Origin of the sequence: Helicobacter sp. CLO-3 (genome assembly GCF_001854545.1) — a bacterium.
In the GTDB taxonomy this organism is placed as follows: domain Bacteria; phylum Campylobacterota; class Campylobacteria; order Campylobacterales; family Helicobacteraceae; genus Helicobacter_B.
The window spans coordinates 1-1,185 of record NZ_MLQN01000070.1; the positions used below are offsets into that span (position 1 = coordinate 1).

At 36.5% G+C, this 1,185-nt stretch carries 3 protein-coding genes; all 3 read left to right on the forward strand.

All coding sequences use genetic code 11. The features are described 5' to 3' along the window. Window positions 1–166: 166 nt before the first annotated feature. Genes BKN38_RS10035 through BKN38_RS12160 form a run of 3 tightly spaced genes read left to right on the forward strand, consistent with a single transcriptional unit; the run spans window position 167 to window position 1,111 of the window. A complete protein-coding gene (locus BKN38_RS10035) occupies window positions 167–436 on the forward strand; it encodes a hypothetical protein (protein WP_066456910.1) in 270 nt (89 codons plus the stop codon). Further along, window positions 433–831 (forward strand): Fic family protein, encoded by a 399-nt coding sequence (locus BKN38_RS12155; protein ID WP_233712911.1) that lies wholly within the window; start codon window positions 433–435, stop codon window positions 829–831. The genes BKN38_RS10035 and BKN38_RS12155 overlap by 4 nt, the downstream gene beginning before the upstream one ends. After that, entirely contained in the window at window positions 755–1,111 is a 357-nt protein-coding gene (locus tag BKN38_RS12160) for a Fic family protein (protein ID WP_233712908.1), read from the forward strand. Before BKN38_RS12155 ends, BKN38_RS12160 begins: the two co-directional genes overlap by 77 nt. Window positions 1,112–1,185 lie beyond the last annotated feature (74 nt).

Consider the following 1,185-nt stretch of genomic DNA (forward strand, 5'->3'; position numbering starts at 1 on the left):
ATAGAAGGCAAAAGCCTAGATGAATTTGATGACATCAAAGCCACAAGTGAATTTGGCGCATTGTGCGAAGCTATCGTTAGTTTTGGAAAAACATTATAATTACTTTTAAAACATTGTAAATAAAATTATTATAAAATGTTTTAAATATTTTACTTAAAGGAATAATATGGGTGGATTTAAAAAACAGCCAACACAGCCACTATCAAGTAAAAGCATTAGCGAAAATGAATTTGAAAATGGCGGCAGAGGCGAGAGTAAAACAAAAAAGGAATCTAAAAATAAGGGCAATAAAGTCTATAGTGTGCTATTGCCAATAGAGCTTATAGATCGATTGAAGCGCTATCAGAATAGAGAGGATGCTAAAAGGATAGAGACGCAAACTTATATTTGTACCCAAGCACTCAATGCATGGCTAGATAGCAAGGGGTTTAAATGATGAATATGCTTAATAATAGAGACTATATGCTTGATCTATGTGTGCGCATGGCTCATCATAGCACAGCGATAGAAGGCAACACATTAAGCCAAGATGAGACGGCATCTATTATTCTTGATGGCTTTTTGCATTTTAGGGCAAGCGAGCGGGAATTTTATGAAGTGCGCAATTATCGCCTTGCTATGCCGTTTTTTGTGGATTCTCTAAAAAGTGACAAGCCATTGAATGCTGAATTAATAAAAAGCCTACATGCTCTTATAATGAAAGATTTGCATGATGAGGCAGGGCATTTCAAAAAGCTAGAAAATATGGTTGTTGGTGCAAATTTTGAGCCAACAAAGCCGTATTTGGTGCCCACTGCGATCAAAGAATGGTGCGAGAATCTATATTATTAAAATACAAAATGCAGCAGAATCAAAAGAAAAGCTACAAGCGATTTTGGAAGCACATATAGCTTTTGAGAAAATCCATCCATTTAGCGATGGGAATGGGCGGACAGGGCGATTGCTGATCGTTTATTCTTGTCTTAAAAATGATTTGCCGCCACTTATAATTCCAAAAGAGGCAAAGGCTAAATATATTAGTTTTTTGCGCGAAGGGGATATAAAAGAGTTTGTGGCGTTTGCTAGCGAACTGCAAGCCGAGGAAAATACCAGAATGAGTAAATTTCTGTAAAGATCTAGAAATAGACTTACAAGATATTAAATGCTCGCGTAGCGTAAGTGCGTTTATTTGTCGCTAGATTCATT

Excerpts from the sequence above, each read along its gene's own strand:
- BKN38_RS10035 (WP_066456910.1), top strand. The coding sequence starts at position 167 with ATGGGTGGATTTAAAAAACAGCCAACACAGCCACTATCAAGTAAAAGC.
- BKN38_RS12155 (WP_233712911.1), top strand. The coding sequence starts at position 433 with ATGATGAATATGCTTAATAATAGAGACTATATGCTTGATCTATGTGTG.